This is a genomic window from Cystobacter fuscus, from assembly GCF_002305875.1.
Lineage (GTDB): Bacteria > Myxococcota > Myxococcia > Myxococcales > Myxococcaceae > Cystobacter > Cystobacter fuscus_A.
Genome location: NZ_CP022098.1, coordinates 3,153,834 through 3,174,414, shown reverse-complemented (window position 1 = coordinate 3,174,414; position 20,581 = coordinate 3,153,834). Strand labels below are relative to the sequence as shown.

The 20,581-nt window shown below is 67.7% G+C and carries 16 protein-coding genes; 15 read left to right on the top strand and 1 reads right to left on the bottom strand.

The features are described from left to right. Positions 1-51 precede the first annotated feature (51 nt). The 15 genes from CYFUS_RS13160 to CYFUS_RS13090 all read left to right on the top strand — a co-directional run bounded on the left by CYFUS_RS13160 (position 52) and on the right by CYFUS_RS13090 (position 19,108). Complete coding sequence (locus CYFUS_RS13160) at positions 52-558, top strand: DUF1993 domain-containing protein (RefSeq protein ID WP_095985532.1); 507 nt, start codon at positions 52-54, stop codon at positions 556-558. 440 nt (positions 559-998) lie between these two features. After that, a complete protein-coding gene (locus tag CYFUS_RS13155) occupies positions 999-6,275 on the top strand; it encodes a trifunctional serine/threonine-protein kinase/ATP-binding protein/sensor histidine kinase (RefSeq protein ID WP_095985531.1) in 5,277 nt (1,758 codons plus the stop codon). Positions 6,276-6,500: 225 nt separating this feature from the next. Beyond that, on the top strand, positions 6,501-7,229 hold the full coding sequence (locus CYFUS_RS13150) for an SDR family NAD(P)-dependent oxidoreductase (RefSeq protein WP_095985530.1): 729 nt from the start codon (positions 6,501-6,503) through the stop codon (positions 7,227-7,229). A 71-nt stretch (positions 7,230-7,300) separates the two neighbouring features. Beyond that, the gene (locus CYFUS_RS13145) at positions 7,301-8,431 is read left to right on the top strand and encodes a hypothetical protein (protein ID WP_157758418.1); all 1,131 of its coding nucleotides are present in this window, start codon (positions 7,301-7,303) and stop codon (positions 8,429-8,431) included. Beyond that, positions 8,428-8,949: a hypothetical protein gene (locus tag CYFUS_RS13140; RefSeq protein ID WP_095985528.1), complete on the top strand. Its 522-nt coding sequence runs from the start codon at positions 8,428-8,430 to the stop codon at positions 8,947-8,949. Before CYFUS_RS13145 ends, CYFUS_RS13140 begins: the two co-directional genes overlap by 4 nt. After that, positions 8,946-9,677: a hypothetical protein gene (locus CYFUS_RS13135; RefSeq protein ID WP_095985527.1), complete on the top strand. Its 732-nt coding sequence runs from the start codon at positions 8,946-8,948 to the stop codon at positions 9,675-9,677. The genes CYFUS_RS13140 and CYFUS_RS13135 overlap by 4 nt, the downstream gene beginning before the upstream one ends. Positions 9,678-9,823: 146 nt before the next feature. Continuing rightward, a complete protein-coding gene (pqqF, locus tag CYFUS_RS13130; protein WP_095985526.1) occupies positions 9,824-12,292 on the top strand; it encodes a pyrroloquinoline quinone biosynthesis protein PqqF in 2,469 nt (822 codons plus the stop codon). Positions 12,293-12,446: 154 nt separating this feature from the next. After that, positions 12,447-12,518, top strand: coding sequence for a pyrroloquinoline quinone precursor peptide PqqA (gene pqqA, locus CYFUS_RS13125; RefSeq protein ID WP_076606242.1), 72 nt, complete (start codon positions 12,447-12,449; stop codon positions 12,516-12,518). Between the two features lie 69 nt (positions 12,519-12,587). Beyond that, the gene (gene pqqB / locus CYFUS_RS13120) at positions 12,588-13,499 is read left to right on the top strand and encodes a pyrroloquinoline quinone biosynthesis protein PqqB (protein WP_095985525.1); all 912 of its coding nucleotides are present in this window, start codon (positions 12,588-12,590) and stop codon (positions 13,497-13,499) included. An 8-nt stretch (positions 13,500-13,507) separates the two neighbouring features. Next, positions 13,508-14,263 (top strand): pyrroloquinoline-quinone synthase PqqC, encoded by a 756-nt coding sequence (gene pqqC, locus CYFUS_RS13115; protein ID WP_095985524.1) that lies wholly within the window; start codon positions 13,508-13,510, stop codon positions 14,261-14,263. Then, positions 14,260-14,535 (top strand): pyrroloquinoline quinone biosynthesis peptide chaperone PqqD, encoded by a 276-nt coding sequence (pqqD, locus tag CYFUS_RS13110; protein ID WP_095985523.1) that lies wholly within the window; start codon positions 14,260-14,262, stop codon positions 14,533-14,535. The genes pqqC and pqqD overlap by 4 nt, the downstream gene beginning before the upstream one ends. Further along, positions 14,507-15,670: a pyrroloquinoline quinone biosynthesis protein PqqE gene (pqqE, locus tag CYFUS_RS13105; protein ID WP_095985522.1), complete on the top strand. Its 1,164-nt coding sequence runs from the start codon at positions 14,507-14,509 to the stop codon at positions 15,668-15,670. The genes pqqD and pqqE overlap by 29 nt, the downstream gene beginning before the upstream one ends. Continuing rightward, a complete protein-coding gene (locus CYFUS_RS13100) occupies positions 15,633-17,486 on the top strand; it encodes a S9 family peptidase (RefSeq protein ID WP_095985521.1) in 1,854 nt (617 codons plus the stop codon). The genes pqqE and CYFUS_RS13100 overlap by 38 nt, the downstream gene beginning before the upstream one ends. Before the next feature lie 133 nt (positions 17,487-17,619). After that, positions 17,620-18,444: a glycosyltransferase family 2 protein gene (locus CYFUS_RS13095; protein ID WP_095985520.1), complete on the top strand. Its 825-nt coding sequence runs from the start codon at positions 17,620-17,622 to the stop codon at positions 18,442-18,444. A 55-nt stretch (positions 18,445-18,499) separates the two neighbouring features. Beyond that, positions 18,500-19,108, top strand: coding sequence for a hypothetical protein (locus CYFUS_RS13090; RefSeq protein WP_157758417.1), 609 nt, complete (start codon positions 18,500-18,502; stop codon positions 19,106-19,108). Positions 19,109-19,164: 56 nt separating this feature from the next. On the opposite strand, the gene CYFUS_RS13085 is transcribed toward CYFUS_RS13090, so the two are convergent. Then, a complete protein-coding gene (locus CYFUS_RS13085; protein WP_095985518.1) occupies positions 19,165-20,493 on the bottom strand; it encodes a hypothetical protein in 1,329 nt (442 codons plus the stop codon). Between the last annotated feature and the right edge of the window lie 88 nt (positions 20,494-20,581).

Sequence of the window (20,581 nt, the reverse complement as noted above, 5' to 3'; positions counted from 1 at the left end):
ACTTATCTCCCGGGCCGGGAGACCCTCCCCATCCCAATAGGAGCAAGCACCATGTCCCTGTCCATGTACCAGGCGTCCGTCCCCGTCTTCATCCACATGCTAGACAACCTGTCGGCGATCCTCGGCAAGGCCGTCTCCTATGCCGAGACGAAGAAGATCGAGCCGAGCGTCCTCATCAATGCCCGGCTGGCGCCCGACATGCTTCCCCTGTCCTTCCAACTGCGGATGACCTGTGAGTCCGCGAAGTACTGTGCCACCCAGTTGGCGGGGATGGAGCCCACCCAGCAGCCCGACACGGAGTCGACCTTCGCCGACTGGCAGGCGCGCATCACCAAGACAATCGACTTCCTGAAGAGCCTGAAGGCGGAGCAGATCGACGGCAGCGAGGAGCGCACCGTCATCATCAAAATGCGCACCCAGGAGATGCGGCTCCAGGGGCAGCCCTTCCTGCTCACCTTCGCGCTGCCCAACTTCTATTTCCACCTCACCACGGCGTACGCTATCCTGCGTCACAACGGGCTGGACATCGGCAAGATGGACTTCCTCGGCCGCCACTGAGCATCAAGCACGTCCACTCAGCCGAGCGGACGTGTCCGGGGGAGCCGCCTGGAGAGGCGTATACCAGAAGCCCACTGCGCCTCCCCCGCGCCTCCCAGCCGCCGCCCCACGCGCATCCGCGTGTCGCGCGCGCCCTTCGAAGCCCTCACCCATCTGGCTTTGCTCTCCCGGTAGCAGCGACAAACACTGGGGGACTGAGTGGACGCGTTCCCACTTCCCGCTCCTATAGGATGGAGAACGGAAGAGGGGGAACCCATGAAACGCCAAGACGGGCCAGAGAAGCGATGGACTGTCGATGAGCTTGAGCCGGTGACTGACGCCATGAGGGCCGCGATGGAGCCCCGGCTTCAGACGCGACGTCTCCGCGCGAGCGCCTCCCCTCCGCCTTCCGTCCCAAGAGCCGGAACAGACATCCTCCAGAGACACGGAGTTCCCCGACCATGCTCTCCATCCCAGGCTACACCCTTCGAGGGGCCCTCAAGGCCACCGGGACCAACCTGCTCTTCCACGCCCTGCGGGACGTGGATGGACTGCCACTCATCGTCAAGACGCCCATGGCCGCCGTCGGGCCGCGTGAGAGCGAGCGCTATCACCGCGAGTTCAACATCCTCCAGCGCATCCGAGACGTACGGGGCGTGCTTCGGGCCCATGCCTGCGAACAGCTCCAGGATCGGCCGAGTCTGTTGTTGGAGGAGGTGGAAGGAGACGTGCTGTCCGCGCTCACGGGCAAGCCCTTCCCCGTGCGCAACGTGCTGGACATGGCCATCTCCCTGACGACCACCCTGGCCGAGATCCATCGCCGCGGCGTCATCCACAAGGACATCAAACCCTCCAACATCATCCTCACGCCCTCGGGGGAGGCGCGCCTCATCGACTTCGGCACCGCCACCCTCCAGATGGTCGAGCACGTGGACGCGGCGCCGACCACACTCATCGAGGGAACCCTGGCCTACATGTCGCCCGAGCAGACCGGGCGGATGAACCGCTCGGTGGACTACCGCACCGACTTCTACTCGCTGGGCGTCACCCTCTACGAGCTGCTGACGGGCATCCGCCCCTTCCATGGGCGTGACGCGCTCGAGTGGTTCCACGTCCACATGGCGGTGGAGCCCCAGCCGCTCACCGAGCGCGTCGCGGACATTCCTCCCGTGCTGTCCGCCATCGTGCTCAAGCTGCTGGCCAAGGTCGCCGAGGAGCGCTACCAGAGCGCCGACGGGCTGAAGGCGGACCTGGAGCGCTGCCGGGACAACCTGCTGCGGGACCAGCACGAAGACTTCCCCCCGGGGATGTACGACTTTCCCACCCGCTTCCAGCTCCCCCAACGCCTCTATGGGCGCGACGCCCATGCCACCGCGCTGATCCAGGGCTTCGAGCGCGTCGCCCGGAGCGGACAGCCCGAGCTCATCCTGGTGCGCGGCTATTCCGGCAGCGGCAAGTCCGCGGTGGTGCACGAGCTGCACAAGCCCGTGGTACGCCACCGCAGCTTCTTCCTGAGCGGCAAGTTCGAGCAGTTCCAGCAGGCCAGCCCCTACGCCACCCTGGCGCAGGCCATCCGCGGGCTGACGCAGCAACTGCTCGCGGGCAGCGACGAGTCCCTGGCGCGGTGGCGCGAGCGCCTCCAGGAAGCCTGGGAGGGGCAGGGACAGGTGCTCGTGGACGTGGTGCCCCAGCTCGAGCTCGTCGCGGGCAAGCAACCCCCCGCCACGGAGCTGCCGACCGCCGAGGCCCAACACCGCTTCAACCGGGTGTTCCGCAAGTTCCTCGGCCTCTTCGCCACCTCGGAGCATCCACTGGTCCTCTTCCTGGATGACCTGCAGTGGGCCGACCCCGCCAGCCTTCAACTCCTCCATCACCTGCTCACCCACGCGGACACGCCGCCCATCCTGCTCATCGGCGCCTACCGCGACAACGAGGTGGGCCCCTCCCATCCCCTGGCTCGCGCGCTCGAGGGGATGCGCACGGCCGGCGCGCGCACGCAGGATCTCCTGCTCGAACCCCTGGGGCTCGAGGAGGTGCGGCAGCTCGTCACGGACGCGCTGCCCGGCGCGGGCGAGGAGCTCATCGCTCCGCTCTCGGCGCTGACCATCGAGAAGACCGGAGGCAACCCCTTCTTCCTGCTGCAGTTCCTGCTCACGCTCCACCAGGATGGACTCCTGGTGCACGCCCCCGACGGCACCTGGCGGTGGGACGAGGACGGAGTCCGGGCCCGGGGCTACTCGGACAACGTCGTCGACTTCATGGTGGGCAAGCTGCGTCAGCTCCCCTCCGGCACCCAGCACCTGCTGCGGCTGGCCGCCTGCGTGGGCAACTCCTTCCCGCTCCAGATGCTGAGCACCCTGTGCGGCGACACGGAGGCCGCCTCACTGGAGCGGGACCTGGAGCCCGCCTTCCAGGAGAACCTGCTGGTGCGCACCGGCGCGGATCAAGGCCGGTTCAGCCATGACCGCATCCAGCAGGCCGCCTATGCCCTCATCGAGGAGCAGGAGCGCAAGCTCGTCCACCTGCGGATCGGCCGCATGCTGCTGACGAACCTGCCCCCGGAGGTCCTGCAGGAGAAGCTCTTCGATGTCGTGAGCCAGCTCAACGCCGGAGCGGAGCTGATCCACGACGACGCGGAGCGCCTGCGCGTGGCCCACCTGAACGCCGAGGCGGGCCGGCGGGCCAAGGCCTCGATCGCGCTGCGCTCGGCCATCACCTACTTCACCCATGCCTTCCAGCTGCTCCCCGGCGACCCCTGGGAGACGGAGCCCGTGCTCGCCTTCAAGCTGAGCCTGGAGCACGCCAGCTGCAAGTTCATGAGCGGCAATGCCGCCGGCGCCCTGCAATTGGTGATCAGCTTCCTGGGCCACGCCCGCACCCGCGGAGACATCGCGGCGGTGTACTGCCTGAAGACCGACATCCTCATCGGCATGGGCAACATCCAGACCGCCGTGACGTGCCTGCTGGAAGGACTGGCCCTGGTGGGCATGCCCATGTCCCCGCACCCCACCTGGGAGGAGGTGGAGGCCGCCAACGCGGAGGTGTGGGCCCTGTTGGGAGAGCGTCCCATCGAGAGCCTCGTCACGCTGCCCCCCATGACGGATCCGGACATGGAGGCGGTGATGAGCCTGCTGGGCGCCATGTATGCGCCCGCGTTCGTCACGGACACGAATCTGCTCATCCTCCACCTCAGCCGGATGGTCGCGCTCAGCCTCCGTCATGGCAACACGGCCGCCTCCGTGCACGGCTACTCCTGGTACGGAGTGGTGCTCGGCCCCGCCTTCAAGCGCTTCCCGGAGGGCCATGCCTTCGGCCAGCTCGCGTGCGCGCTCGCCGAGAGCCGGGGGTTCACCGCCCTGCGGGCCAAGGCGCTCTACGGCCTGGAGATCATCAGCTACTGGACCCAGCCCCTGTCCATCGCGCTGGGGCTCGTCCGCGAGGCCTTCCAACAGGCGCTCCAGAGCAGTGACAGCCAGATCGCCGGCTACTGCTGCAACCACATCGTCACGGACCGCTTCCTCCTGGGGCACGAGCTGGAGGAGGTCTACCGGGAGTCGGTGGCGAACCTGCACTTCACCCGGGGAGCCGACTTCCTGGACTCGGGCGACATCATCTATTTCACCCAACGCCATGTGCAGCAGCTGCGCGGTCTCACGGCCTCGTTCGGCACGATGAATGGCGAGGACTTCGACGAGGAGACCTTCGAGGCCGGGTTGACGCCGCAACGCATGAGCACCATGCGCTGCTGGTACTGGCTCATCAAGGCGCAGTCGCGCTACATGAGCGGCGCGTACCCGGAGGCACTCGAGTACGCCAACAAGAGCCAGGAGCTGAGCTGGTCCTCGCTCGGACACATCCAGCTCATGGACCTGCACCTCTTCCGCGCCCTGGCCCTGGCCGCCTGCTGCGCGAGGATGACGCCCGAGAAGCGGCAGCAGGCCCTCGCGGAGCTAGGGCGGCACCAGCAACAACTGGCGGAGTGGGCCCGGCACTGTCCCTCGACCTTCCTCGCCCCCGAGCGGCTCGTCGCCGCGGAGCTCGCCCGGCTCACGGGCCAGCGGGACGAGGCGATCCAGGCCTACGAGCACGCCGTGCAGTCCGCGCGCGAGCACGGCTTCCTCCAGCGGGCCGCCCTCGCGTACGAGCTGGCCGCCCGCTTCTGGCGCGAGCAGCACGTCCCCACCATCGCCGAGGCCTACGCCCGCAAGGCCCGCGAGGCCTACCTCCGCTGGGGAGCGCAGGGCAAGGTGCAGCACATGGAATCGGAATGGCCTTTGCTGGCCACTCCCGAGCCCGGCGCGCGCAACGTCTCGGACACCAGCTCGACGCGGATCGACGCGCTCACCCTGGTGAAGGCCCAGCAGGCCATCTCCGAGGAAATCGTCCTCGAGCGGCTGGTGGCCTCGCTGTTGCACATCGCCATGGAGAACGCCGGGGCACAGCGCGGCGCCTTGCTGTTGCCGCAAGACGGCAAGCTCGCGATCGCGGCGCTGTCGGGCACCGTCTCCGGACAGCCCACCACCGGCGGCGCCGAGTCCTACCTGCCCTGGACCGTCATCTCCTACGTCAAGCGCACGCGCGAGCACGTGCTCATTGGTGACGCCTCCCAACCCCATCCCTTCTCGTCCGACGCCTGGCTCGAGCAGAGCCACGCCCGCTCGGTGCTCTGCCTGCCACTGCTGCGCCGGGAGGAGTTCCGCGGGGTGCTGTACCTGGAGAACACCCTGGCCACCAATGCCTTCACCCCGGGCCGCATCGCGCTGCTCGGCCACCTGGCCTCCCAGGCCGCCATCTCCATCGAGAACGCGCGGCTGTACGCCGACGTGCAGAACGCCGAGGCCGCCCTGCGCCGCTCCAACGACGAGCTGGAGAAGCACGTGGAGGAGCGCACGCGCGAGCTCAAGCGCACCCAGGTGCGCCTGGTGGACGCCGCGCGCGCCGCGGGCATGGCCGAGATCGCCGCCAACGTGCTGCACAACGTGGGCAACGTCCTCACCAGCGCCGTCATCAATCTCCAGGTGGTGCGTGAGACGATGAACGCCTCGCGCCTGGGACGGCTCAAGCAGGTCACCCACATGCTCGACGAGCATCACGACGATCTCGCGGGCTTCTTCGCCCGGGATATCCGCGGCGCGCAGCTCCCCGGCTACCTGTCCGCGCTCACCGAGGAGCTCCTGCGCGAGCGCGCCTCGCTCCAGGAGGGCATGGCCGCCATGGACAAGCACATCGAGCACATCCGGGCCATCGTCCAGGTCCAGCAGACCTATGCCCACAGCACCCTCGTCACCGAGGAGTGCGACCTCGCACGGCTCGTCGAGGATGCCCTGAGCCTCCAGCGGGCCTCGCTCCAGCGCCACGGCATCACCGTCACCAAGGAGCTCTCCCCCGTCCCCAAGGTCTGTCTGGACAAACACAAGGTGTTGCAGATCCTCATCAACCTCATCAGCAACGCCAAACATGCCATGAATCCCATGCCCGAGCCGCAGCGCCACCTGCGCGTGCGGCTGGACACGGAAGGCAACACCGCGCGCATCCAGATTGTCGACAATGGCATGGGCATCATGCCGGAGATTCGTAGCCGGCTCTTCGGCCAGGGCTTCACCACACGCACCGGTGGGCATGGGCTGGGCCTGCACTCCAGCGCGCTGGAGGCGCGGATCCTCGGGGGGAGCATCAGCCTGGAGAGCGAAGGGCCCGGCAAGGGCGCCACGGCCATCCTCAAGATTCCCCTCTCCTGAACGCGGAGCCTCCGGACCCGGAGGCCCACGGAGAAAGGGGAAACCCCTCCTGCTTGGAAATCGTCCCGGCCCACGGATTCCACCCTCTGCGTGGGCAATCCGCCCTCCTCCGTCATTCCTGACTCCATGTCTGTAGTTCGCTCCAGGACATGTCCAGAACGTGGAGTCCTTCTCTTGATCATGATATGGTTTGAATAATCCCGCTTACACCAGATGGAGAGGATTATGGGCTCATTGAAAGGAAAGACCGCCATCATCACGGGCGGTGGCTCGGGTATTGGTTTCGCCATCGCGGAGCGCTACACGCGCGAGGGAGCACAGGTGGTGCTCGCCGGGCGGAACCAGCAGCGGCTGGACAAGGCGGTGGAAAAGCTTGGCCGGGCCGCACGAGGTGTCGTGACGGACGTCGCCGACGAGGCCCAGGTCGAGCGGCTCATCGACTCCGTGCCCCGGATTGATCTGCTGGTGACATGCGCCGGAGGCGCGGTGTTCGGGCCGGTGGAGCAGGTGCCACGCAAGTCGTGGAGTGAGCTGTTCGACGCGCGCTTCTTCGGTCAGCTCTCCGCCTGCCATCACGCCGTCCCGAAGATGCCCCCGGGCAGCGCCATCGTGCTGTGCTCGGGCGTGGCGGGCCATGCGGCCCTGGTGAACTACTCCGGGGGCGCGGCCCTGTGCGGCGCGGTCAACGCCATGGGGCGTTCGCTCGCGGTCGAGCTGGCCCCCAAGGGCATCCGGGTAAACGTCCTGTCGCCCGGACTGACACGTGGCACCGACATCGACTGGCAGGTGCCCCCCGAGAAGCTCGATGCGTTCATGTCCAGCCTCATGGAGCGCATCCCCCTGAAGCGCACGGCGACGGCGCGTGAAATGGCGGATGCCGCCTTCTTCCTGGCGACGAATGCCTATGCCACCGGCGTGGTGCTCGACATCGATGGGGGCTGGACGGCGGTCTGAGCCCCACTCGGCGCCGGGGGCGCCAGTCATTTCCCTGTCACGTGGGAAATGCTATCCACCGCGCCCCCATCATGAAGAACACGAACCGCGTTGAAACCTTCCGTGCCCGGAGAAGGTGGAGGAGCCTGCTCGGCCCGGTGCTCCTGGGCCTCGGCATGCAGGGCTGCGCCCCGGAGGATGCCTCCGGAACGGTGATGGCGTACGTCTTCGCGCGCGACGAGACCACGGGCCGGTACGCGCTCGGCCGGCACCCGGTGGAGAACCTGGAGTCGCTGAGGGGGCTGCGCGGCCGCGACGTCGACTTCCGCATGGGCTCCGAGTTGACGCCCTCCAGCTACGAGCGCGGCTCGCCCTTCGCGCTGGAGTACACCCGCGAGGCGGACGGCACCCTCGTCCCGGCGGACATGCACTCCCTGTATGCCCTCAGCCTGTACCGGAGCATGGATCGCACGGCCACGCTGCTGCGCGCCCACGGCCACGTGCCCCGGCGCCGCCTGGACGTCCTCTACTACCCCCGCCTGGACAACATCCTCATCGGAGATGGCCGCGCGGAGCTCACCGACAACGCGGCCTACTTCTCCGTGGGGCCGTCCTTCCTGATCGTCCCCTCCTTCCTGCTCGACGGCCTGCCCATGATGCTCAACGAGGGCGTGGTGGCGCACGAGTTCGGGCACGCCGTCATCCACCAGGAGATGTTCGGCGACCTGGAGAGCATCCCCGGCGAGGGCGATGCCTCCTGGGACATCACCCGCCGCGACCTGTCCGCCATGCACGAGGGCGTGGCGGATCTGTTCGGACTGATCGTCACGGGAGACCCGGACTACGTGCTCGCCACCGTCGACGCCGACCGCGACATGGCCGAGCCGCGGGACTACACCTCGAGGCAGCGGCAGGAAGCCCTCCTGGGGGAAGGCTTCGAGCCCCATGCCCACGGCTCGCTCCTGGCCCGGGCCGTCCATGAGCTGTGGCCCAAGGATGACCAGGGCCGCATCTCCCCGGAGGGTCGCTCGCGGCTGCTCACGGCCACGCTCGCCACGTTGCGTGAGCTGAAGTTCGAGAAGGACACCTTCACCCTCGCCTCGTTCCCCAACACGCTGGTGACCCACCTGAGCGCCGGGGAGCGCGAGGCCGCGTGCGCCGTCCTCCTGAAACGGATGGAGCCCCTGGCCTCCACCCTCACCGCCTGCGAGGTGACACCATGAGCCGCTGGTTCTTGCTCGGCGGGGTGCTGCTGGCCGGACAGGCCGGAGCCGTTCCCCTTCGCGCGGGCGTGGACGTGGCGCTGCTGCTGCGTCAGGAGGCGCCGGGTCATCGCACGGGGCTGCTCAGCGGAGGCCCACGCGTCGTGTTCGAGCTGGGGCGCTACCTGGCGCTGTCCGGCGACTACCGCTTCGCCTGGTCCTCCGAGGGCACCCTGGCCCACGTCGTCACGCGCTACCACCGCTTCAGCGTGCGTCCGGAGCTGCACCTGCCCGTGCGCACCACGGACTTCGTGATCGCCGCCGGCCCGGCCCTCACCGTGTTCCACTCCTCGCTCGGCGGCGGTGGCACGCACGTGTCCACCACCGCCGCGCGGCTCGGCATCTCCGGCGGCGCCGCGGTGGACATCCACCTCGAGCCCCTCACCCTGCGCACCGGCATGGATCTGGTGTGGGCCGCCCAGCGGTTGGATGTCTCCGTGGGCATCGGCGCGCTCTTCACCTTCGGAGAAGAACCGTGAAGGCCCTCGCACTCGCCCTGCTGCTCCTGTGCTCGCCCGCGCTCGCCGCCACCCCACGCAACGCCCTGCTGGACGTGAGCGCGGACGTGCTCGAGCCCGGGGAGTCCCAGATCGATCTCTTCTTCGGCCAGCTCGCGTTCGGCGTCCTGCCGCGCGTTCAGCTCTCCAGCCAGATCGCGCCCTATCTCATCACCCTGCTCAACCTGTCCGCCAAGGTGCAGGTGTTGGATCGCCCGGAGCTGCGCGTGTCCGTGGAGGGCGGGGCGTACTGGCTGGCCATCGGCCGGCTCGTCGACGCCAACGTGCTCTCCATTCCCGTGGCCGTGCGTGGCACGGTGCCCCTCTCGGACAACCTGAACCTCCACCTGGGCGCGGGCTACCATCGCTTCGCCTTCGACTTCGCCGGGACGTCGACCGATAGCAACGCGCTGCACGTGGAGACCACGCTGGCGCGTCACGACTCGCGCGGCGCCTTCCTGCTCACCGCGAAGGCCCCCCTGCTCAACATCCAGCACGCGCGCTCCCAGAGCGGCATCGACAACCGGCCACTGGAGGGCTCGCTCGCGCTGGATGGCATCTCCTCCTGGAGCGTGATGCTCGCGCGCGATCACCTCTTCGGGAAGACGGGCCACGTGCGCTTCGGCATCGGCTATCGCCACCGGCCCGGCATCCTCCTGGTCGAGTCGATCGGGCCCGTGGTGGTGAACTTCAACCTCTACTGGCGCTGAACCCCACGCCGCGCCCCGCTCCTCGCCGCGAGGGAGTGGCGGCGCGGCGCTCCGAGTGCGCCGCGCGCCCAGGATGAGCGCCCGACACAGGGGAGCCGGATCCGCTAGCATGTCCCGGTAACGGTCCATTTCTCCCGGGAACCACCATGACCGAATCCAGCGACCAGGGCCGCGAAAGCCTTGTCCTCGCCCATGGCTTGCGCGTGCGCCTGCGTCATGAGCCCCGCCTGCGTCGTGCCGCCGCATGGCTGCGGGTCGAGGCCGGCAGCCACGACGTCGACGCGCAGTGGCCGGGGCTGGCGCACTTCCTCGAGCACCTGGTGTTCCTCGGCACGGAGCGCTTCCCGCGCGAACAAGGGTTGATGGCCTTCGTCCAGCACCATGGTGGACAGGTCAACGCGCGCACCAGCGAACGCACCACCGACTATTTCTTCGAGTTGCCCCAGGCGGTGTTCGGCGAGGGCCTGGAGCGGCTGTGCGACATGCTGGCCCGGCCGCGCCTGGCCATCGAAGACCAGCAACGCGAGCGCGAAGTGCTGCATGCCGAGTTCATCGCCTGGTCGCGCGATACCCAGGCCCAGCACCTGTTCTGCCTGGCCGGCGGAGTCTCGGCCCGCCATCCGCTGCGCGCCTTCCATGCCGGCAACCGCGACAGCCTGCCGGTGGCCAGCCCCGAGTTCCAGCAGGCGCTGCACGACTTCCATCGGCGCTACTACCGCACCGGGCAGATGACCTTGCAATTGGTCGGGCCGCAGCCGCCGCGGATTCTCGCGGGGCTGGCCACGGACGCCGATGCCGCACTGGCCGCGGGCCCGCGCAACGCCAATGCACCCGTGGAGACGCTGCTGGGCGACCCGGGCGAGCCTCCGCCGACCAGCGACCCGCGACGGCTCAACCTGCTGTTCGCATGCGACGGCCTGCCGCCCGGCACGGACGAGGCGCTGCGTTTCCTGGAACCGTGGGCCGGATCCGCTCATCCCGGCGGATTGCTGGCCGAACTGCGACGCCTGGGCTGGGCCCAGAGCCTGTCGCTGAGTCCGCTGTACCAGTACGCCGACCAGGCCCTGGTCAACTTCGAAGTGCAGCTGACCGAAGCCGGACAGCAATCCCGGGCGGAGGCCCAGACACTGTGCTTCGACTGGCTGAAGTACTTCCAGTCCCATGCCGGTTGGGAGCCCCTGCGCGAGGAGTATCGCCTGCTGCGCAGCCGCCAGTCGCAGACCGAGGGTGCGCTGGAGCTGGCCCGGCGCCTGGCCCATGGAGAATCTTCGGAACTGCCGGACGAAGCCGTCCCGGCCTTGCGAGCATTGCTCGAACGTTTCACGCCCCAGGCACTGCTCGCCCCCGGCGCCCAGGCGCTGGACGAACCGCCCCTGCTGCCGCCGTTCGGTCCCTGGCGCCTGCCGCCGCGCAACCGTTTCCTGCGTGGCCAGCACCGGCCGACCCAGGCCGGTCCTCGAATCGCGGCCCTGGAGCAGGGCGAGCTCGAACCGAACCGCGGCCTGGAGGGCGGCGTGCACCTGCGCTGGCGCCTGGCCAACCGGCATCACGCCGCGCTGTGGCACATGCTCGACGCCAGCCTGCGCCGGCTCGGCGAAGAAGCCCGCCAGGCTGGTGTGCAACTGGAATTCTCACGCCTGGGTCTGGACTGGCAATTGCGCCTGTACGGCGTACGCGAGCCGATCCCGGCGATCCTCGAACAGGCAGAGGAATTGCTGCAACGCCCGACACCTGAGAGCTGGCACCAGGCCAGCCCCCCTCCGCGCCAGCAGGTACCGATCCGCGAGCTGCTCGCCCAGTGGCCCGAGCATGCGCTGGGCCACCACCGCCCGGCGCGCAACGACAGCAGCGAGCTGCACCCCGAAGCGCTGCAACGGCTGTGGCAGCAGGCGCGCTGGGATGGTCTGGTGCTGGGCTTCGACGAAGCCGACCGGCTCGCCCTGGACGCCGTGGCCGCGCGCCTGCCGGGCAGCGCCTCGAACGATCTCCGCCAGCCGTCCACACTGCCCGGCCGAGCCAACTGGAGCCAGGTGACCTGCGGTTCGGACGAACATGCACTGCTGGTGTGGTGTCCGGCACCGAGCGTGTCGATCGAGGACGAGGCGGCCTGGCGCGCACTCGCCCAGTTGATCCAGGTGCCCTTCTACCAGCGCCTGCGAACCGAACTCCAGTTGGGCTATGCGGTGTTCAGCGCATTCCGCCAGCTGGCCGGCCGCCCCGGACTGTTGTTTGGTGTGCAGTCACCCGGCAGCGACTGTGCGGCCTTGTGGGGGCACATCGCCGAATTCCTCGATGCCCTGCCCGAGCGTCTCGCGCAATGGCCGGGGACAAGACTGCGCGAGCAATGCGCGGCGCTGGCCGACAGCCTCGACGGCGGCAACCTCGGGCTGGCGCAGCGACTCGAGATGCAGTGGCAAGCAAGATTGACCGACCCTTCGTCGGATTATTCCAATACATTGAGATTGAGAGAATCGGCGAAATTGAGAGAATCGGTCGGTCAACTGGATGGGTCGACGCTGGTCGAGGCGGCTCATCGACTGTTGGCCAGCCAGGTGAGCTGGACCGCGCTGGCGACCGGGCCTTGCCCGGGTGCGTCTTGGTATGAGGCAGTCTGACTCCTGCCAGGAATGCATGAGGACCATCAATAAAATTAAGTCCACGAGGGGAGAGATTCAGTAACATACGGCCCAAGCATCGGGACATCTCCACCTGGAGGTGGCCTGGATGTGAAGGCCGAATTTACAACCACCCTCAGAAGGAGCATTTCCTATGTGGACCAAGCCCGCTTACACCGACCTGCGCATCGGCTTCGAAGTCACCATGTACGCCTCCAACCGCTGAGCTGCCCGCAGTACAACGCCTCGGTTCGCCGGGGCGTTCTTGTTTCAGCCGCCGCACGAGTGAGTGGTTATGTACATTCAGATTCTAGGTTCAGCCGCCGGCGGTGGTTTCCCACAGTGGAACTGCAACTGCGCCAACTGCAAGGGTTACCGCGACGGTACCTTGCGCGCCAAGGCCCGCACCCAGTCCTCCATTGCCCTGTCCGATGACGGCGTGCATTGGATCCTGTGCAACGCCTCGCCCGACATTCGCGCTCAATTGCAGTCCTTCGCACCGATGCAACCGGCCAGGGCCCTGCGCGACACCGGGATCAATGCGATCATCCTGCTCGACAGCCAGATCGACCACACCACCGGCCTCTTGAGCCTGCGCGAAGGCTGCCCGCATCAGGTCTGGTGCACCGACATGGTCCACCAGGACCTGACCACGGGCTTCCCGCTGTTCAAGATGCTCAGCCACTGGAACGGTGGCCTTCAGTGGAACCGCATCGGGCTCGAAGGCAGCTTCACCATCGAAGCCTGCCCGAACCTGAAGTTCACCCCCTTCCCGCTGCGCAGCGCCGCGCCGCCCTATTCGCCGCACCGTTTCGACCCGCACCCCGGCGACAACCTGGGCCTGGTGGTCGAGGACCCACGCACTGGCGGCAAGCTGTTCTATGCGCCTGGCCTGTACCAGGTCGACGCCGCGCTCAAGCAGCACATGGCCGACGCCGACTGCCTGCTGGTCGACGGCACGCTGTGGTCGGACGACGAGATGCAGCGCCGCGGCGTCGGTACCCGTACCGGCCGCGAGATGGGCCACCTGTGCCAGAACGGTCCCGGCGGCATGCTGGAACTGCTCGACGGCTTCGAGAAGCCACGCAAGGTGCTGATCCACATCAACAACACCAACCCCATCCTCGACGAAGACTCGCCCGAGCGTGCCGAGCTCGAGCGCCGGGGCGTGGAAGTCGCCTTCGACGGCATGAGCATCGAGCTGTAGGAGTGACCATGAGCGACAAGACACCGCTGACCCGCGCCGAATTCGAACAGGCCCTGCGCGCCAAGGGCGCCTACTACCACATCCACCACCCCTATCACGTGGCGATGTACGAAGGCCGCGCGACCCGCGAGCAGATCCAGGGCTGGGTCGCCAACCGCTTCTACTATCAGGTCAACATCCCGATGAAGGATGCCGCGATCCTGGCCAACTGCCCGGACCGGGAGATCCGCCGCGAGTGGATCCAACGCCTGCTCGACCACGACGGCGCCCCTGGCGAGGACGGCGGCATCGAGGCCTGGCTCCGCCTCGGCCAGGCCGTGGGCCTGGATCCCGACCAGATGCGCTCCCAGGAACTGGTGCTGCCCGGCGTACGCTTCGCGGTCGACGCCTACGTCAACTTCGCCCGCCGCGCCAGTTGGCAGGAAGCGGCCAGCAGCTCGCTGACCGAGCTGTTCGCCCCGCAGATCCACCAGTCGCGCCTGGACAGCTGGCCGCGGCACTACCCATGGATCGATCCGAGCGGCTACGAGTACTTCCGCACCCGTCTGGGCCAGGCCCGGCGCGACGTCGAGCACGGCCTGGCGATCACCCTCGCTCACTACACCACCTACGAGGGCCAGCAGCGCATGCTGGAGATCCTGCAGTTCAAGCTGGACATCCTCTGGACCATGCTCGACGCCATGAGCATGGCCTACGAGCTGAACCGCCCGCCCTACCACACCGTCACCAACCAGCGCGCCTGGCACAAGGGGATCGCCCTATGAGCTTCGATCGCAACCTGACACCCCGCTGGCGTCAGGGCTATCGGTTCCAGTACGAACCGGCCCAGAAGGCTCACGTCCTGCTCTATCCCGAAGGAATGATCAAGCTCAACGAGAGCGCCGCCGCCATCGGCGGTCTGATCGACGGCGTCCGCTCCGTGCAGACGATCATCAACGCGCTGGACCAGCGGTACCCCGGCGTCCCCGAGCTCGGTGAAGACGTCGAGCAATTCATGGAGGTCGCCCGTGCACAACACTGGATCGAACTTGGCTGAAGTGCCGCCGAAGCCCGCCGTCGGCCTGCCGCTATGGCTGCTCGCCGAGCTCACCTACCGCTGCCCGCTGCAGTGCCCCTACTGCTCCAACCCCCTGGACTTCGCCGCCCAGGGCAAGGAATTGACCACCGAAGAGTGGTTTTCCGTGCTGCGCCAGGGCCGTGAGATGGGCGCGGCGCAGCTGGGCTTCTCCGGTGGCGAACCCCTGGTACGCCAGGATCTGGCCGAACTGATCGGCGAGGCCCGGCGCCTGGGTTACTACACCAACCTGATCACCTCCGGCATGGGCCTGACCGAGCAGAAGATCCGCGCCTTCAAGGACGCGGGGCTGGACCACATCCAGATTTCCTTCCAGGCCAGCGACGCGCAGGTCAACAACATGCTCGCCGGGTCGAAGAAAGCCTTCGACCAGAAGCTCGAGATGGCGCGCATGGTCAAGGCCCATGGCTACCCCATGGTGCTGAACTTCGTCACCCACCGGCACAACATCGATAAAATCGATCGCATCATCGAGTTGTGCGTGGCGCTGGAGGCGGATTTCGTCGAGCTGGCCACCTGTCAGTTCTACGGCTGGGCCCAGCTCAACCGCGTCGGCCTGCTGCCGACCCGCGAACAGCTCGAGCGCGCCGAACGCATCACCAACGACTATCGCGCCAGGCTCGCCGCCGAGGGCAAACCGGTCAAGCTGATCTTCGTCACCCCCGACTATTACGAAGAGCGGCCCAAGGCCTGCATGAATGGCTGGGGCAGCCTGTTCCTGACCGTCACCCCGGATGGCACCGCGCTGCCATGCCATAGCGCGCGCCAGCTACCGGTGAAGTTCCCCAACGTGCGCGATCACAGCCTGCACCACATCTGGTACGACTCCTTCGGCTTCAACCGCTTCCGTGGCTACGAGTGGATGCCCGAGCCGTGCCGTTCCTGCAACGAAAAGGAAAAGGACTTCGGCGGCTGCCGTTGCCAGGCCTTCATGCTGACGGGCGATGCCAGCAACACCGATCCGGTGTGTGGCAAGTCTCCACGCCACGACCTCATTCTCAAGGCCCGCGAAGAAGCCAGAACAGCCACTGCGGCCATAGGAGAACTGACATTTCGCAATGAACGAAACTCGCGCCTCATCACCAAGAAGGGCTGAATCCTTCAGCGCCGCCCAGGCCGTTGCCGCCGCCACCGACTTCGCCGAACTGCGGGTCGGCCCCGCCGGGCTGTACTACAACGAATTCCGTCCCCAGGACGCCCGCTGCCGGATCTGGCGCTGGCGTGACGGTGACGAGCCGCGCTGCCTGACGCCGGAGGGCTTCAGCGTGCGCAGCCGGGTCTACGAGTACGGCGGTGGCTCCTTCTGTCTGGGGCCGGACTGGCTGGTGTTCGTCAACGAGGCGGACCAGCAGCTCTATCGCCAACCGCTCGACGGCGGCGATCCGGTTGCGCTGACCCGGGGCGAGCGGCGCCATGGCGACCTGCGCCAGGGGCGCGGCGTGGTGCTGGCCGTCGAGGAGACCCATGCCGAAGGCGCGGTGGAACACCGCCTGGTGGCCATCGGCCTGGAAGGTGGCGAACGCCTCGTATTGGCCGAAGGCGCCGACTTCTATGCCGCGCCCGTGCAGAGTGCAGACGGCGAGCGCCTGGCCTGGATCGAATGGCAGTGCCCCCAGCAGCCCTGGACGCGCACGCGGCTGTGCACGCTTCGACGCCAGGCCGATGGCGGCTACGGCGACCCACGGTGCGTGGCCGGCGACGGCGAGCAGGCCGAATCCCTGCAGCAACCGCGTTTCAGCGCCGATGGCCGGCTCGGCTGTCTGTCCGACCGCAACGGCTATTGGCAACCCTGGATGGAAACCGCTGAAGGCTGGGCCGCGCTGCCAGCGATGCCGGCCGATCACGCCCCGGCGCCCTGGCAGGGCAGCGCCAGCACCTGGGCACCGCTGGACGGCGAGCGCTACCTGGCCACCTGGTTCGAGGACGGCTTCGGCCGCCTGGGCCTGTGTGAAAAAGAAGATCGCCCGCGGGATTTCAGCTGCGGCTACACCCGTTTCCGCGGCCTGGACCTGGACACCCGCTATTTCTACGCCATCGTCGCCTCGCCGATGAGCGCCCCGGCGGTGCTGGCGATCGACCGCCAGACCTGCAACGCGCAGGTCATCGCAGGCGGCGAATCGCCCCTGCCCGCCGAGTGCATCAGCCGTCCGCGGCCGATCCACTACCCCTGCGGCGGCGAAACCGCCCATGGCTTCTTCTATCCCGCCTGCAGCGAGGACAGCCGTCCGCCGCTGGTGGTGTTCATCCATGGCGGGCCGACCTCGGCCTGCTATCCGGTACTCGATACGCGCATCCAGTACTGGACCCAGCGCGGCTTCGCCGTCGCCGACCTGAACTACCGCGGCAGCAGCAACCATGGCCGCGCCTACCGTGAAAAGCTCCATGAGCAATGGGGCGTGGTGGACGTCGAAGATGCCTGCGCCGTGGTCGGCTACCTGGCCGAGCAGGGCCTGGTCGACGGTGGCAAGGCATTCATCCGCGGCGGCAGCGCTGGCGGCTACACCACGCTCTGCGCGCTGACGTTCCACGAGGTATTTCGCGGTGGCGCCAGTCTGTATGGCGTCAGCGATCCCCTGGCCCTGGGCCGGGTGACGCACAAGTTCGAAGGCGATTACCTCGACTGGCTGATCGGCGACCCCGAGCGCGACGCCGAGCGCTACCGCGCACGGACACCGCTATTGCATGCCGATCGCATCGAGGTGCCGGTGATCTTCTTCCAGGGCGAGCTGGATGCCGTGGTGGTACCGCAGCAGAGCCGCGACATGTTGCAAGCACTGCAAAGCCGGGGCGTGCAGGCCGAGGGGCATTTCTACCCGCGGGAGCGCCATGGCTTCCGTCAGGCGGCGAACCTGGCCCACGCCCTGGATGCCGAATGGCGCTTCTACCGGCACATCCTCGACGCTTCGCGATGATGTAGACGGCGTGGACGATACCGGGGGTGTAGCCGGATGATGGCGAAGATGATGCGGACCAGGTCCATGGCAATACTCCGTGAGGACGAGATTCCTTCCTGACGTGGCCGGGAGCGCACTAGAAGGCGGCGTCATGATCGGCCCCGACAACCCCCGCGTCCTGCTCAGCGCAGCGGTGATGACCAAGGACAGCCTGCGCACCCTCCCGGAGTGCCTCGACTCGCTCGACTTCTGCGATGAGATCGTCGTCGTCGATGATCACTCCACCGATGGCACCTGGGAGTACCTCCAGTCCCGCGGGGCCAAGGTACGCGCCTTCCAGCGCAAGCTCGACACCTTCGCCTCGCATCGCCGGGCGATGTGCGCCCAGGCGCGCGGCGAGTGGGTGCTCATCGTGGACGCCGACGAGAAGGCCCTGCCCGGACTGGGCGAGGAGATCCGCGCGCTGCTCGGCCGGGGCTCGCCTCGGCATGACGCCTACCACGTGCCCCAGAAGAACACCCTGCCGGACCACTGGCCGCGGCCGGTCTACTTCTGGACCTCGCAGAAGCGGCTGCTGCGCCTGGCCAAGGTGCGCTGGGAGGACTCGGAGTGGATCCACGTGCCCGCGCTCCACGAGGGCAAGGCGGGCCGGCTCGAGCACGGGCTGTCCCACCGCTCCTACGACTCGGTCTCCCACCTGCTGCGCAAGCAGATCAGCTACGCCCAGAGCGGCGCCAAACACTTCCATGCGCGTGGGCGCCGCGCTTCGCTGGCGAGCGCCGTCAGCCACACGGTGGGCGCCTTCTTCAAGTTCTACCTGCTCAAGGGCCTGTGCCGCTTCGGCATGGGCGGACTGACGGTGGCCACCGCGCTCGCGTTCCACGTCTTCGCCAAGTACGCGCTCTTGTGGGAGATGAACTCGGGCCGGGCGAGCGCGGGCGAGCGCGCGCGGGTGCCCGGAGACACCCACGTGTAGGACCGCCCGCTCGGCACAGGTAGGGTCAACATGTACGGTATGCTGGGCCGCCTCCATGACGAAGCCCTCCGAGTTCCCCGCCCCGCCCCCGTCCTTGAACGAACTGCGGGAGCGGGTGCACGCGCTCGACCTGATGGCCCTGGGCGAGCCCTACGCGAGCGAACTGTCCGCCGAGGGCCGGAAGATCCTCCAGGGCGTGTCCCCGAAGCCCATTGGCAGGGATGACAACGACGCCCCGGAGGCCGACAAGGCCTGGTCCTGGGGTCCGCTCATCGGCGCTGTGGCCATCGCCTGGAGCGTCGCCGAGGTGCTCCATCCGGTCGTTTCGCTCGGCACCGAGACTCTCTCCAAGGACGGCTTCAAGACGATGTTCGTCGCGGTGCTCGGCGCGGGTCTCACCCTTTTCGCGCCGGGACTGCTGCTGAGCCAGCGTTGGCTCGGGCCCGTGACCCGGAGCGTGTTCGTCGTCCTCACCCTGCTGACGAGCCTCGCCATGGGAGGCATTGGCCTCTTCGTCGCGCTCTTCGTCAGTTTCGCTGACTGGACGAGCACGAGCGACGGACAGTTCGCGCTGATGATGTTGGCGGGCGCGCTGGTGCGCTTCGGCCTGGTGGGCGGCCTGGTCGCGGAGGAGTTCGCACCCGAGCCGCCCGAGCCCGAGTGAGTCCTGTCAGGCGGCGCGCAGCACCTCGCCGATGAGCCGCTGCAACGACCGCAAGATTAGAGGTTTCGCAGCACGGCGACGGCGCGCTCGCCGCGATCCGGGAAGATCGGGCCGTTGATGATCCAGCGCCCGTTGCGGTCGTTGAGCGAGTGGGCTTCTGGGCCAGAGCCGGTGGGGATCCACTCGCCATTGGCCTGCTGCTCGTAGGAGAGGGTCCCGAGCAGCCTGGCGGTTCCGTCCCTGGCGACCTTGTAGACCGTGATGCTGTAGAGCTGGTCCCGGGTGACGGCGTCTCCGTGCGCGGTGCGGTAGGCGCGGAGCTCCGGCCACGTGAAGCCCTCGGCGTGCGCGAAGTTGTAGCCTTTCGTATCGCACCCGCCGGAATAGGGCTTGTGGTAGTTGCCCGGGCTGGGCAGGCCCGGCCCACCATCGTCCTCCCAGACGGCGACTTCGCTCATCTCGCGCCCCTTCTGTCCCCAGTAGCGGTGGCCGACAGCGGGGGGCGCGGCGTACCCCGGGATGAAGGTATCCGCGGCGTAATACGACTCGTTGCCGGGGAACTGCGTGCGGGTCGTCGGAATGGGAGCGTTGGCCATGTTGATGACGACGCACTCCAGGTACGTGTCCCACTGCGGGACGGCCAGCGGCGCCTTCTTGGGCACGTAGACCTTGCCGGCGGAGTCGACGAAGAGCCCGAAGTTCAGCTCCCACTTGTCGCCGTGCCGTGGCCAGGAGAAGCCATGGCGGTCGGGCCTGGCCGGGTCGAGGTAGTACATCGGGTGCAACGCGCCCTCCTCGTGGACGACCCATGTCGGACGGAACCCGGAGTAGCGGATCGGATCACCTGGGAGCGGTTCGGTGTACGTGAAGTACCCGTACTCGTTGTCCGTGACCACGTGGTAGAGGAAGGGTCGGCCGGCGCCGTTTTTCGCGACCAGGGCGGCGGGATCGTCGTTCGAGCCGATGGCCCAGCCCTTGTTCTTGTTTCCCGGCGTCCAGGCGACCTCGTCCATGAGGCAGGGCAGGTACGGCAGCTCGAAATTGCTGTCGACGACGTAGTACGAGGGCGTCTCGGTCACGGGGAACGTCTTGCCCGCCTGGACGTGCGAGGCGAGGTAGTCCCAGGGCAGGGCGTTCACGACCTTGTAGGTCTGCCCCTGGAAATCCACCTGCCCGAACACGCGGAGCCGATAGTCCGCGGCGTAGGGGCTGTCCTGGATGAGCGGGTAGCGATTGTCGGCGACGAGGCCACTCGGGCAGACGTCGGGGAGCGTGGACAGCGGGCCGGAGTCGGGGATCGGCTCGGAGCCGCATGCGATGCCCGCGGTCCCGGCGAGCAGCGCGAGTACGAGGTGGTACGTGGATGGTCTACGGAATGAGGTCATGGCAAACCGTACATCGACAGAAAACAGGGAGAAAGCGCGTTCTGGAGCGGCCCGCGTTGGCCATGGTGAGTGACGGAGCCATCCCCTG